At 44.1% G+C, this 12,640-nt stretch carries 11 protein-coding genes; all 11 read right to left on the bottom strand.

The annotated features are described in order from the left end of the window. Window positions 1-26 precede the first annotated feature (26 nt). The 11 genes from M4S28_RS12770 to gap all read right to left on the bottom strand — a co-directional run bounded on the left by M4S28_RS12770 (window position 27) and on the right by gap (window position 12,329). Window positions 27-317 (bottom strand): putative quinol monooxygenase, encoded by a 291-nt coding sequence (locus tag M4S28_RS12770; protein ID WP_249631915.1) that lies wholly within the window; start codon window positions 315-317, stop codon window positions 27-29. A 35-nt stretch (window positions 318-352) separates the two neighbouring features. Further along, window positions 353-748 (bottom strand): VOC family protein, encoded by a 396-nt coding sequence (locus tag M4S28_RS12765; RefSeq protein WP_249631914.1) that lies wholly within the window; start codon window positions 746-748, stop codon window positions 353-355. 79 nt (window positions 749-827) lie between these two features. Further along, window positions 828-1,136: a ribbon-helix-helix domain-containing protein gene (locus tag M4S28_RS12760; protein WP_017072526.1), complete on the bottom strand. Its 309-nt coding sequence runs from the start codon at window positions 1,134-1,136 to the stop codon at window positions 828-830. Window positions 1,137-1,341: 205 nt separating this feature from the next. Beyond that, the gene (locus M4S28_RS12755; protein ID WP_249631913.1) at window positions 1,342-2,919 is read right to left on the bottom strand and encodes an alkaline phosphatase; all 1,578 of its coding nucleotides are present in this window, start codon (window positions 2,917-2,919) and stop codon (window positions 1,342-1,344) included. 193 nt (window positions 2,920-3,112) lie between these two features. After that, window positions 3,113-4,999 (bottom strand): BCCT family transporter, encoded by a 1,887-nt coding sequence (locus tag M4S28_RS12750; protein WP_017079506.1) that lies wholly within the window; start codon window positions 4,997-4,999, stop codon window positions 3,113-3,115. 193 nt (window positions 5,000-5,192) lie between these two features. Further along, complete coding sequence (locus M4S28_RS12745) at window positions 5,193-5,546, bottom strand: hypothetical protein (protein ID WP_029406343.1); 354 nt, start codon at window positions 5,544-5,546, stop codon at window positions 5,193-5,195. A 237-nt stretch (window positions 5,547-5,783) separates the two neighbouring features. Beyond that, window positions 5,784-6,743: a ChaN family lipoprotein gene (locus M4S28_RS12740; RefSeq protein WP_017092492.1), complete on the bottom strand. Its 960-nt coding sequence runs from the start codon at window positions 6,741-6,743 to the stop codon at window positions 5,784-5,786. A 75-nt stretch (window positions 6,744-6,818) separates the two neighbouring features. Further along, a complete protein-coding gene (gene rlmA / locus M4S28_RS12735; protein ID WP_249631912.1) occupies window positions 6,819-7,634 on the bottom strand; it encodes a 23S rRNA (guanine(745)-N(1))-methyltransferase in 816 nt (271 codons plus the stop codon). A 193-nt stretch (window positions 7,635-7,827) separates the two neighbouring features. Next, entirely contained in the window at window positions 7,828-9,864 is a 2,037-nt protein-coding gene (locus M4S28_RS12730; protein ID WP_004734098.1) for a methyl-accepting chemotaxis protein, read from the bottom strand. A 297-nt stretch (window positions 9,865-10,161) separates the two neighbouring features. Further along, the gene (locus tag M4S28_RS12725) at window positions 10,162-11,046 is read right to left on the bottom strand and encodes a D-hexose-6-phosphate mutarotase (protein WP_017085074.1); all 885 of its coding nucleotides are present in this window, start codon (window positions 11,044-11,046) and stop codon (window positions 10,162-10,164) included. 287 nt (window positions 11,047-11,333) lie between these two features. After that, window positions 11,334-12,329, bottom strand: coding sequence for a type I glyceraldehyde-3-phosphate dehydrogenase (gene gap / locus M4S28_RS12720; RefSeq protein ID WP_026012234.1), 996 nt, complete (start codon window positions 12,327-12,329; stop codon window positions 11,334-11,336). Window positions 12,330-12,640: the final 311 nt, after the last annotated feature.

Below are 12,640 nucleotides of genomic sequence, written 5' to 3'. Positions count from 1 at the left end.
TGCCTTTGTTGTTTTGGGGCTTTAAATTACGACTCAACCGCGTTATAAAAAGTGATGTTAGGTTCTTCTGCTAGCACCCATTCAAGGCTTTTCAAAAGTGAAGCAAAGTGTGGCGCTTGGCAATGTGTATCGAGCGCTTGCTGGTCTGAAAATTGCTCCTGAAATAGAAACTTAGTGTTATCTTCAGTTTCTTGGAACAGGCTGTAGCGTATATTTCCACTTTCGTTTCTGGTTGGCTCTAGCATGTCAGTTAGAAGCTTTCGTAAATTTTCTTCTTGACCTTTTTGCGCAGTAAAAGCTGCGGTTAAGTGAATCATAGTTAGTCCCTCTTGTTTGTTATTTTTAATCTCGGTTAAAGATAACGGCCTTGGCGTTGGAGAAATTCAATTTTGTAACCATCTGGGTCGGTAATGAAAAAGAAAGTTGCAAGGTGAGCCTGATTGTGGCCAAAAGCTTTAACTTCACTGGCTGTAATCCCTAATTGAGTCACTCTTTTATGTGCCTGTTCGATATCTTCAACACTCACGGCTAAATGCCCGTAACCCGAACCGTGGGTGTATATCTCGGTTGCATCATGATTGAAAGTGAGTTCTAGCTCAAAAGCTGTTTTAGCGTTTGCTAAATAGGTGAGGGTAAAGTTGTCGAAGACATATTGGTCGCTGATCTCTAATTCTAAAGCTGAGCAATAGAAATTAATTGAAGCCTCTAAATCACTGACTCGAACCATACTGTGGATTAGTTTTGTCATTATTCTTCCTTTTTATATACGGATAGAATACTGATGGATTTAGTAGTATGGGTAGTACTAGAGTACGACAATGAGTGGATTACATAGATTGTGCGGCGAGTTGGTTGTTCGCGAGCGACATTGTTTGCAGTGGTTGGCTTGCATAAGTTAAACATGCACAACGTAATAGCGACGCAAAATTAGTGACTTCACCATTATGCAGTAAGGCTTCTTTATAAATGGTACTAATGAACTTCGGAACTGAAAGGCATTGATTATTGGCAATCTCTTCTAGTATGGACCAAAAACTAGCCTCTAATTTGACGCTGGTCGCATGGCCTTCAATCCGAATTGAGCGGGTGACAAATTGATAATTTTCTTTGGGCTGCTTAGCGAATATTTCACACATGTTTGGGGTCATCGATTGAAAGGTAAGTTTGTATACTGTCGATTAATATTTTATTCGTCAATATAATGATTGACGAATAACTTGTAAAAAAGCGCCCTATGGGCGCTTAAATATTGAGTTTTTTGGTCGTCGTAATCTATTTAGTGCACGATTTATCAGTTAAATAATTTCTCATTTAGCTTGGTGAGTCTCGACTAAACCCGAACTAGTTTACTTGTTGTTTAATGTACTCACCCAGTTCTGAGTGGTGCATGATTTTCGAAACTGGCAGTATCTTTTCAGCAGGGCCCCAAGCAAACACGTTCACTGGTGTATGAGTGTGTGTGCCTGTACCCCAAACGATGTTTTGGCCTGTTGCTTGTTCTCGAGCAAGTAGGTTGCCACGGTCGTTATATGGGAAGAAAGCATCGAAATCGTTGATAGCAGGCACTTCTTCTGCCGACAAGTATTTGTGCTGAGCCAATCGGTATGGATTCGGCTTACTGGCTAATACGTTTTTCGCTTGTTCAGCAGTGATCGGGAACTCACTGTTTTTGTTGACGATCTCAGCCAGTTTTTCAGGTGTTTGCAGCGATTTATCTAGCTTCTGAAATTCGCTGATCATGCCGTAGTAGCTTTGCTTCTGATTGTATAAACCATCAAGAATGTCGAATGCGCCAAAGTTAAAGTTGGGTGCATAGTCGCGATCGGCGAAGGCTTCGCCAGAACGTTTCTGTGGTTTTGGTAGGTCGTTAGAAGAGTAGCTGAAACCGAAAGAGCCTGTTTCGTGGTCTGCGGTCACAATCACGATCGTGTCTTCACGATCTTTTGCCCATTCATACACCGTTTGGATCGCTTCATCAAACTTGAGCAGTTCATGCAGCATGGTACCTGCATCGTTACTGTGTCCCGCCCAGTCGATTTGGCCACCTTCGACCATTAGGAAAAAGCCATCTTCATCTTTGGATAGGATGTTGAGTGCTTTTTGTGTCATCTCTTTCAGGCTTGGTTGAGTTCGTTCGCCACTCTTTTTCTTGTTGCTGTAAGCGATGCCATCATCCATGCCAGAGTAGGCGAATAGGCCAAGTAGTTTATCGCTCTTAGCATCGTCTAGCATATTGCGATTAAACGCCAGTTGGTAGCCGTCTGTCTCTGCTTCAGTCAGCAGGTTACGGTCGTCTTTACGCTTCGATTTTAGGTAAACATCACCTTGAGTCAGTTTCTCAAGTTGCTTATAGGTTTCACCTTTGTCGTTGGTCGATTTAGGAATCCAATGACGCAGTCCTCCAGAGAGCATCACATCAGCGCCCGTTGCTAACATGTCAGATGCAATTTGATTCTCTAAAGAACGGTGAGGTTGGTGAGCGGCGAAAGAAGCAGGGGTCGCGTGAGTTAAGCGCGTGTCGGAAACTAAGCCGGTCGCTTTGCCTGCTTTTTTGGCTTTCTCAAGTACTGTCTCAACATGGTTACCCTGGGAATCGATACCGATCACTTCTGAACCGCTGTAGATACCCGTTGCAAGCATGGTCGCAGAGCAAGCTGAATCCACTACGATTGCGTCTTCCGGATGCGTTAGGGATGAACCAATAACCCCTTCTTGAGCAAGTTGATAAATGGCCGTTTTGTTCCCTTTATAGATGGAATTTGGCGCTTGGTTTGCGTAGGTTTCCAATAAGCCAACTTGCTGAGGTCCCATGCCGTCACCGATCATCAGAATGACATTTTTGATTTCTGCTGAAAGTACGTTGAATGAGAGTGTAGAGGTTACCACTGCGGTAACAATTGGTTTCATAAAGTGCTTCATTAGTTATCCCTTTTTATATAAGCGGGATGATTAGAACACCGATTTGTGTCAAAGTCGTTTCATATTTGTTTCATCAATATGAAATTGAGCAATAACTCAAGTTTTTGGAAATGCATAAAAAAAGGCTCACATTTCTGTGAGCCTTTGTCGTATTTAGGAGAGTCCAAATAAATGGACTGTGTCATGGCTAATGTCAAGCAAGTGGCAGTTCTGCAACCACCTGATTGAACGCGACTCGAGCTTTCTGAGCTTGCTCTGATAACTCAACTTTTTTCGCTTGAGCTGTGCTTAGGTTGTTTTCAGCCTGCTCAAGTGCTTGTTGTAGGTTTTCAGGAAGCTCATGTGTTTCCATTTGTGCACCCTGTTCAAGAACATAAGCGCGGATTTCTTTCTTCACATCAGCAAGGGCTTTATAAGCTTCACGTTCAAGTTCTGCGGCTTCTTGTGCTGCGTCTTTCTCTTTCTCGAACTGTGCCAGTGCCATCCCTTCTGCCGACCATGGATCCATGTCTGGCAGCTCTTCGATGTTAATCGTCGGCTCGATGTAACTCTCTTGGTGACGTAAATCGAGGCTCGTTGCACGAACGGCTGAGATCATCAACATCACAGAGATAGCCAGTAGCGGTAAGCCACCAACAATCGCAGCCGTTTGAAGCGTGCTTAGACCGCCCAAGAACATCAGAATCGTTGGTAAGAACGACAGTGTGAATGCCCAGAACATGCGGTTCCAACGCATTGGCTCTTCGGTCACGTTGTTCTGAACCACAGAAGCCAAAATGTAAGAGATAGAGTCAAAGGTTGTCGCAGTAAAAATAATACACAACAGTGTAAATACGGCGATCACTAACGTGCTCATTGGCAGTTGTGCCAGCATCGAGAAGATAGCTTTGGTTGCGCCTTCTTCGTTTAAGATTGCAACGACATCTAGCTCACCAGATAACTGTAGGGATAAACCGTAGTTACCTAAGATCATGAAGAATAAGAAACAGCCTAATGAACCAAAGAAGATAGAGCCTGACACCATTTGTTTAATGGTTCTGCCGCGAGAGATACGCGCAACAAACAGGCCCATGCTTGGTGCAAAAACTAGCCACCATGCCCAGTAGAAAATGGTCCAATCTTGTGGGAAATGCGTATTTTCGAACGTACCGTAGCCGCCGAATGGTTCTGCCCACGTTGCCATCACAAAGAAGTTAGACAATAGGCGACCAATCGAGTCTAGACCCGTTTCAAGCATGAAAATCGTTGGGCCAGCGATTAGGACGAATATCAAGAGTCCCATTGCACCCCAGAAGTTGATGTTACTGAGGATCTTGATGCCTTTTTCCAAACCCGCATACGATGAGTACGCGAATATCGCAGTACAAACCAGAAGCACCATAACTTGAGTGACGTTATTTTTTGGTAGGCCGAATAAGTGGTTAAGACCTTCAGTAATAAGAGGTGCTGCTAAACCTAACGTTGTTGCTGCGCCACCTAATAGACCAAAGATGAATAGGATATCTACAACTTTACCTGCAACGCCGCGGCTATGGTGTTCACCCAATACTGGCATCAATGCACTAGAAATTTTTAGTACAGGTTGTTTACGTACATAGAAAAAGTAGGCAATTGGAATAGCAGGGATTAGGTAAATAGACCAAGCAATTGGACCCCAGTGGAATAAACCATAGGTCGCAGCCCAACGAACGGCTTCTTCACTGCCGGGTTCTAGTTGAAAAGGAGGTGATTGGTAGTAGTAAGCCCACTCGATACAGCCCCAGTACAAGATACTTGCCCCGATACCACCACAGAAAAGCATTGCTGCCCATGAAGCGGTTTTAAATTCAGGTTCTTCATCGGCTTCACCCAGTTTAATTTGTCCCATATCACTGAACACAACGTAAACCATGAAGGCACAAGCTGCGAGTCCAAGCGCTAGGTACAAGAAACCAAGTTGGTCTGTCATAAAGGTTTTAGCGACCGCGATCCAGTCTGCTCCTTGCGTCGGGAACATAATCAGCGGGAAGATGATCGTGAGTAGGAGTGCTATCGCACCAAAAAAGGTTGGCTTATCAATAAGCGCAAAAGAGTTTTTCACGAGTATTATTCCATTAAAATGAGAGCGGAATTATGTCGTGAACTCGTTTTTAAGGACAAATCAGGTCTGTTGTCGTGACGACAAATCGATTTTTTGCAATGAAAGAGGCTCAGAGCAATAGGGACAATGTAAGCAGTGCTGTGCAAACAATGGACGTGGTGCAGTGAAAGGAATGCCGTAAAGGAAAGTAAGGTTATATAAGAGCGAGAAGAATGCCACCAACCGTTGCCGCTGCGGATAAGTATTGCCCTGCTGAATAAGAGTTATCTTCCTCTTCTTCAATCTTATCTGGGTGATCCATACCTAATGCGCCGTGAGCAAATGACTCAACCTTATCAGTAACGGTCGCGTTTTCAGCTTCGACTTTCTTGGCTTCTTTATCGATTTCTTTAAGGGCAGATAATAGGGCTTTGCCCTCATCGGAAAGCTTAACGGTATTTTGCTCAACCTTAAGAGGTGCAGGCTTGTCAGCTTCAATGCTTTTAGCTTGTGCGTTCATTTGCGAAGGTGAATACAGCTGAGTGTTACTCGTTCCTACTGGCGTCATATCGCTCTCCTTACCTATCCTTAAATATAGTATCGGCAGAGGTGTGAAAAACTTGTGCATTTAATCACCGTGGTGATGTTTTTTTATTCGCACAATGTATCTTCGTCTGCTTAATCAAAACTGCTTGGTAATTAAGCAATTCCTATGCCGATATCAATATTTATCTTAGGGCGCCATTGAACAAGCTTTTAGTTTGCCAGACCTAAACTTGAATAAGATTAAGTCTGGATAGCGAGTTTAGTCGCACTTGAGATCGGATCCGCGCTTAGATAGGTGCTTATATGCCTTCATTCGGTTCTCTTTCTTTACAAAGCGAGCCGGTGGCGCGAGAACTTCAAGCTGATAGTCACTGCTATCCGATGAGATCGCTTCAACTGGGCTGATGATGGCAATTTTCAAATCAGGGTTACGACGTAGAATCGATGCTGCAGTGCCTAAACCACCTTCGGTGTGGAACTTACCGGCCACATGAATCACTTGTTGGTCTGGGTTCGATGCGAGGTAATCAACAATCGATTCTGCCATGGTTTCGTCCCATGTGACTTGAGCCGCAAACTGTTTTTCTGTTTGCTCTGGTGTTCCGTGATGCATCGAAGCCATGAACTTTTCTTTATAAGGGCTATCGCCAGTATCCACTTCTGAAGCAATCCATTGACGTTGTTCCGTCGTTAGCTGATCTAGATAGGATAATCCTTTACGGCCGATACACTGTACAAAGGGTTTTGGTGCGTTTGCCGCAATGATATCGACGTTGTTGGTTTTAGCGAACTCCACTAACGCGCGGTAATCACTTTCGTAATTTGGCCAAGCAGCCGCTTGAGACATAAGAACTTGTTCGCCAATCTCATCATTTAGATATTGGTTTAATGTGTTTTGATGCTCTCGAGTGAATTGTTCCATTGAAAGCGCAATGTTTGATGTGGCATTGCGGCGCGCTTTTAAGAAGTCGGTTTGAAAGCGATGGATTGCCGAGTGAGTGTGCCATTCGCCAATAAGAACCACATCAGCGTCAATCAGCTGTTTAGGTAATGCATTGAGAGAAAGCGCTTCACCTTGTGGAGACGCGAATTGGTAGTCATAGAATGTGGAAACGGCTTGCGTTTGCGTGTTAGCCACTTTTTGAGAAGTGCTGTTTGAAGGTTGATTAGCACAAGCTGTAAGCAGGGTCGCTAATCCGATAAGAATAATACGTTGCATGAAATGCCTCCTTGAAGAACACGCATACTAAAGGAGGCAAGATGAGATTTCAATGCAAACGATAATCAATATCAATTAAATTTGTTTGCGGTACACTCGTAGCATAAAGTCAGCTTCACAGTTGAATTGCTCTGAATCGGTGAGTTGTTGTTTAAATTCTTCACTCGCTTTCCAAGCAAACGGCGTCATCTGTAGCAGGTCGAATGCGTCTGACCCCGATAGTTCCATCATATAGTTTAGTTGCTCTTGGTGCTCAAGAGTAAAACCTTCGATCACTTCTGGATCTTCATCGTGCAAACGAACGCCATCATAAATCGCATCACGCAGCTGATAAAGGTGTCGGCTAGCAGGTGTCACGGTGATCACCACGCCATTGTCTTTGATGGTGCGCTGTAACTCTTCAGCCTTACATGGCGCATAAATGCGCAGAATGCCATCTAAGCTATTTTCAGCAAAGGGTAAGCGATGACTCGAAGCAACAGAGAAGTCGACAGCAGGGTAGCGTTTAGCCGCGTATTTGATAGCAATCTTAGATATATCTAGGCCAAAAGTAGCGCCATTCTTTTCTTGAAGGTTTACCGCAATTTCATTGGTGTAATAACCTTCACCACAACCTATATCCAATAGGCTAGGGGCTGTTTCTGGCAGATAGCTAGCGCATAAACCAACAACGGCTTGGCGCATTGGATCGTAGTGGTTGCCTTCAAGGAAGCGGCGACGAGCCTGCATCATCTCTTTGTTGTCACCTGGATCTTTTGAGCGTTTGTGGTGTGCTGGCATCAAATTGACATAGCCTTCTTTCGCTAGGTCGAACTGATGGTTCTTTTCACACTTAAACGTACGATCGTTTTGAGATAAAGGTTGGTGACACAAAGGGCATTGGTAAGTCATTGCGAACTCGAGGTAGAAATTTCAAGTCCAAAATTTTAACAGGAAGCATAGTGGGGTGCTAGAATAAACGCAGCTGTCTTGGCTAACGGCAATCCGTGAATAGGTAGAGCCAGTTAGTGAAGAGATAGAGCCAACGTATGGTTGGCTCTATTGGTTATGAGCAAGTCACTGATAGAAACAGTGAACTCGCCTTCTAGCTAAAGAAGTTAACTTGGTTCTTTAACGACTCAGCTTGTTTTTGAAGTTCATCAGCACTGTGAGAGGTCTTAGCGCTCGTTTCACGGCTCTGCTGGTTCAGATCGCTGATCGCATGCGCGTTGGCTGCTATTTCTTGAGAAACCTGAGCTTGCTCTTCTGATGTCGCAGCGATGGTTTCAGCTTGAGAAGCAATAGATTCAACTTGAGAGGCAATCGACTCTAGAGCCGTACCGGCTTCTTGCGCTTTATCGAGTACTTGGTTGGCATTCGATTGGCTTTGTGTCATCAGGTTTACGGCATTGTTAGTGGAAGATTTCAACTTCTCGATGATGCTCACTACGTCTTGCACTGACGTTTGTGTACGATGAGCCAATGTTCTTACTTCGTCAGCGACAACGGCAAAACCACGACCCTGATCACCCGCACGTGCTGCTTCTATCGCAGCGTTCAACGCAAGTAAGTTGGTTTGTTCTGCGATGTCATCAATCATCTTAGTGACGGTTTGAATGCTTTCGCTATCAGAACTCACTTGCTCGATGGCCGATGCTGACTTGTCTAATTGATCATTCAGCTGGGCAACATCAATACACACACCTTCAACGACTTCTAAACCTTTCTGGCTGTCTTCATTTGCAAGGCGAACATTTTCAGCAATGCTGTTCACTTGCTGCGCTACAGATTCTGCAGAGGTGGCCATCTCTTCAATGGCCGTAACGACTTGCTCAACCTGTGCTTGCTGGCGATCAGATTGACTCAAGTTGTGGCTGGCATCTTGTGACACACTGCTTGAGCTGTTCTGTACTTGGTCACTGGTCGTACGTATCTCGCCCACGAGTGTATTCAATTGAGCTGCCATGTTCGCAACACCGGTATTTAGGTTGCTGATCTCGTTTTTCGTCTGCTTGCCATTGTTTGGAATATGCAGGCTCACTTCGCCTTTTCCTAAACGCAGCATGTACTCGTTTAACGTCGTTAGTGGCGTCAGTGTACGGTTTAACACGAAGGTTAACGCGACGATGGTAGCGGCAGCAATCAAGGTAGCAATTATAGCGATGAGCTTGAGTAATTCATCACTGCCCTTGGTCACTTCCTTGATAAAAGTACCGCCAAGCAGTTTCCAATCCCACCCGGGAACTTCAGTGTAGACAAGGTACTTCTCACCAACGGTTTCTTTAACCTTGTATGGATATAGAATTAGACCTGATGGCTGTTCAAAGATCTGATAGAAAGGTTTGTTGCCGTCATAGTCAGCAACATCAACAATCGATTTACCACCGCCCACGTTAGTTGGGTGCAGTAAGTACTGGCCTTGATGCTCTTTCTCATTATCAACAATGATGGTGTATCCCGTATCCCCCCAAGAAACAGAGCGTAGAGATTCAAACAGGCTTTGAGTCGCCTCTTCTACTGGCAGACCAATGAAAGAGACACCGTTTACTTTGCCTTGAGCATTGGTCAAAGGCGCATAGTAGGTGATGTAACGTTGACCGAAGAGCTTAACTTGAGAGTAATAAGGCTGGCCATTTTTGAGCTTGCTATAGCCTGGATGATTTTTCCCTAGCGTGGTCGCAACGACTCGTTCGCCTGAAGGTTTTTTAAGAGACGTAGAGACACGAATAAAGTCGTCGCCAAATGGGGCAAATAGGGTCGCTACGGCGCCGGTGTCGCGAGTAAAGCTATCGACGAGTTTGGTGTCATTGATTAGGCTCTCACCATACTGAGTCATGTTGGGAATAGAATGACCGTTGAACTCAACGTCATAACTTTCAACATAAACACCTGCTAGGTAGCCGTTACGAAAAGTGGATTCTAAAACTTTAGCGGTATGCAGGTAAGCATCAAACTGACCAGAGATGGTTTTGGCCATCGCTTCTACTTTGGATTGGTGTTCTTTTAACGTGTTGTCTAATAATACCTGTGAGGCATTGCGGTACACGAGTGTTGCAATGGAACCAAAGGCGATAAGCAAGCACAGCAAAATGACCAACTTAAGTTGGAAGCCAACACTTTGATTTTTGTATTTCTCGAACATGAATTCACTATCCTGTCTTCATTGAGGTGTTGTTAAGTGGTTTTAAGGAAGTTTGTTATTGAGCTTTCTATCATAGGTACTTATTTATCGGCAGTAATTGATAATAATTAATGAATTGATAGTTATATTTATAAACTAGAGTGATGAGAACCATGTGGCGTGGATTTAAACGAAGAGGCGATGGACTACTGGCTTGTGTTAAGACGTTGATTACTGGACGGTACGTGTAAGGTTAGGGGCAATAAAAAATGCAGCTTTATGAGCTGCATTTTTTGTCTAATTGAACTCGCTAGAGGCCTAGTTTGAAGAAATCACCGTAATCAGCTGGTGGCTTTCGCCAGGCTGTAGCGTTTTGCCTGCTTCTAGGCTTGGTGCGTGCAGTGTTGATTCTACACACATCATGGTTAGGTAACCGTCGTCTTGCATGTCGCCCATACCAGCAGCGCCTTCAGCCCACGGGTTCCACAATACTGCAGAGTTATGACCGTGGTTCTCAACCGTTAGCGTGCGATCCAGCTTTTTGTCAGCAACAAAGATTTGCGCTTCTGGTTGCGTGTAAACGCGGTCAATCGTGTCGGTTAGTACCAGTTCAGAACCACCTTGGCAGATCTTGCCACCTTGCAGGCTATCAATGTACTCAGCACCCATACCGGTTGTGGTTGTGTTGTGAATATCACCAACGTTTAGGTAAGTGTGCAGTGCTCCAGAGAAAGTCCATGGTTGTGAATCTGTGTTTTTCACATCCAAAGTTACTTTTAGTTGGTCACCAATCTCAACATTTAAACGTGCATCGAACTGATGCGGCCATACTGCCAGAGTTTCTTCATTCGGCTTTAGGCCTAGGCTTACAATCACACCCGCTTCGCTTTCACGGTGCTCAACTAATTGCCATTCGCTTGAACGTGCAAAGCCATGTGCCGGTGCTGCAATGCGACCAAACCAAGGCCAACATACTGGAATACCACCACGTAAGGCTGTTTTTCCATCGAATTTAGCTTGTTGGCTCATCCAAATAAGGTCTTGTTGACCTTGTGGTTGGAATGACACCACATGGCCTCCAAACAATGAAATGGCTGCGTTTGCTTTATCGTGGATAACGCGAACCAATTTTACACCTTCGTGTTCAACGATAGTCACGTTGTCAGAAAGTACTGTCAGTGTAGGTAGAGTAGATAAATCCATTACATGATCCTTCTAAGGAAATTGAATTCAAATGCTGGCTAGAACAGTGCTTGTGATTTTATGAGTGACAAGCAGAGCCAGTATTGGAATTAAATTTTGCGTTTTGACTTAAGTTTTAGGTTTGGCTTCAGTTTTAGTGTGTAACTAGCCAAGGCATTTTGGCGATCGGGGGCGAAGCCGTTTAAAAGATAGCAGGTATTAAAAAGGCGACACTAAGGTCGCCTTTTTCAAAGTCTGCTCAAAACAGTCTTCGCTAATGCTTATCTAAAGCTATTTCTAAAAAGAAATTACTTAGAGATGTGAGCGATTAGGTCAAGAACTTTGTTTGAGTAACCGATTTCGTTGTCGTACCAAGATACAACTTTAACGAATTTGTCAGTTAGAGCAACACCAGCTTTAGCATCGAATACTGAAGTTTGAACTTCACCGATGAAATCTTGTGATACTACTTGGTCTTCAGTGTAACCAAGAACGCCAGCCATTTCGCCTTCAGAAGCTTCTTTCATTGCAGCACAAATTTCTTCGTAAGATGCAGATGCTTTTAGGTTAACAGTTAGGTCAACTACAGATACGTTAGCAGTTGGTACACGGAAAGCCATACCAGTTAGAAGGCCGTTTAGTTCTGGAAGAACAACGCCTACAGCTTTAGCAGCACCAGTTGAAGATGGGATGATGTTTTGAGAAGCACCACGGCCACCGCGCCAGTCTTTAGCAGAAGGGCCATCTACAGTTTTTTGAGTTGCTGTAGTAGCGTGAACTGTAGTCATAAGACCAGACTCAATGCCCCACTTATCGTTAAGTACTTTAGCGATAGGTGCAAGACAGTTAGTAGTACAAGAAGCGTTAGAAACGATGTCTTGACCAGCGTAAGATGCTTGGTTAACGCCCATTACGAACATTGGAGTTGCATCTTTAGAAGGACCAGTAAGAACTACTTTCTTAGCGCCAGCAGTGATGTGCTTACGTGCAGTCTCGTCAGTTAGGAAAAGACCAGTTGCTTCAGCAACTACGTCTACTTCGATAGCATCCCACTTAAGATCTTCTGGGTTACGCTCAGCTGTAACACGTACAGTTTTACCGTTAACGATTAGGTTACCGCCTTCAACTTCAACAGTACCGTTGAAACGGCCGTGAGTTGAGTCGTACTTAAGCATGTATGCCATGTACTCTACGTCGATTAGATCGTTAATACCTACTACTTCGATGTCTGCACGCTCTTGAGCTGCGCGGAATACGAAACGGCCGATACGGCCAAAACCGTTAATACCTACTTTGATAGTCATTGTAGTTGCTCCACAACTTAATTTCTGATTAAAGATAACTGGTAGTAAAATTACAGAATCCAGTATACATCTGCAATAGATAATCCGACTTAACTTGTTTAATGTCAAAAAAAAGCGACGCTTTTCTTAACAATTGGGCGTAAGTGGTTGAAAATTGACCATTGCAAGTGGCTCTGTACCCTTCCAGTTGGGTAAAATACCCCTAAATGATGATTCACTTATGAGTGTATATGTACAATGTTTCCTGGTGAGAAAGTATGTGCTACAAAACGACTGATATGCAAGCCTTTATAGAAAAAAGTAAATATAAT

The organism is Vibrio sp. J383 (genome assembly GCF_023503985.1).
GTDB classification, from domain to species: Bacteria; Pseudomonadota; Gammaproteobacteria; order Enterobacterales; family Vibrionaceae; genus Vibrio; species Vibrio splendidus.
The sequence above is the reverse complement of the archived record's forward strand: the minus strand, read 5'-3'. Positions and strand labels throughout refer to the sequence as shown.

Excerpts from the sequence above, each read along its gene's own strand:
- M4S28_RS12725 (WP_017085074.1), bottom strand. The coding sequence starts at position 11,046 with ATGGATTTATCTACTCTACCTACACTGACAGTACTTTCTGACAACGTG.
- M4S28_RS12740 (WP_017092492.1), bottom strand. The coding sequence starts at position 6,743 with ATGCAACGTATTATTCTTATCGGATTAGCGACCCTGCTTACAGCTTGT.
- M4S28_RS12765 (WP_249631914.1), bottom strand. The coding sequence starts at position 748 with ATGACAAAACTAATCCACAGTATGGTTCGAGTCAGTGATTTAGAGGCT.
- M4S28_RS12730 (WP_004734098.1), bottom strand. The coding sequence starts at position 9,864 with ATGTTCGAGAAATACAAAAATCAAAGTGTTGGCTTCCAACTTAAGTTG.
- M4S28_RS12755 (WP_249631913.1), bottom strand. The coding sequence starts at position 2,919 with ATGAAGCACTTTATGAAACCAATTGTTACCGCAGTGGTAACCTCTACA.
- M4S28_RS12760 (WP_017072526.1), bottom strand. The coding sequence starts at position 1,136 with ATGTGTGAAATATTCGCTAAGCAGCCCAAAGAAAATTATCAATTTGTC.
- M4S28_RS12770 (WP_249631915.1), bottom strand. The coding sequence starts at position 317 with ATGATTCACTTAACCGCAGCTTTTACTGCGCAAAAAGGTCAAGAAGAA.
- rlmA (WP_249631912.1), bottom strand. The coding sequence starts at position 7,634 with ATGACTTACCAATGCCCTTTGTGTCACCAACCTTTATCTCAAAACGAT.
- gap (WP_026012234.1), bottom strand. The coding sequence starts at position 12,329 with ATGACTATCAAAGTAGGTATTAACGGTTTTGGCCGTATCGGCCGTTTC.
- M4S28_RS12745 (WP_029406343.1), bottom strand. The coding sequence starts at position 5,546 with ATGACGCCAGTAGGAACGAGTAACACTCAGCTGTATTCACCTTCGCAA.